Genomic DNA, 257 nt, shown 5'->3' on the forward strand with positions numbered 1-257 from the left:
GCCAGCAAGAAACTCGAGCTACTCGAATTTCTCTATTATGGAGAGTTTGATCCTGGCTCAGGACGAACGCTGGCGGCGTGCCTAATACATGCAAGTCGAGCGGATTGATGGGAGCTTGCTCCCTGATGTCAGCGGCGGACGGGTGAGTAACACGTGGGCAACCTGCCCTGCAGATGGGGATAACTCCGGGAAACCGGGGCTAATACCGAATAATCGGTTCTTCCGCATGGAAGAACTCTGAAAGACGGTTTCGGCTG

Annotated in this window: 1 rRNA gene; it reads left to right on the plus strand. The window is 54.5% G+C overall.

Annotation, left to right across the window (positions count from 1 at the left end):
• Positions 1-34: 34 nt before the first annotated feature.
• Positions 35-257, plus strand: a 16S ribosomal RNA gene (locus M3193_RS16640); the annotation flags it as partial.

It is taken from the genome of Sporosarcina luteola, assembly GCF_023715585.1.
GTDB classification, from domain to species: Bacteria; Bacillota; Bacilli; order Bacillales_A; family Planococcaceae; genus Sporosarcina; species Sporosarcina luteola_D.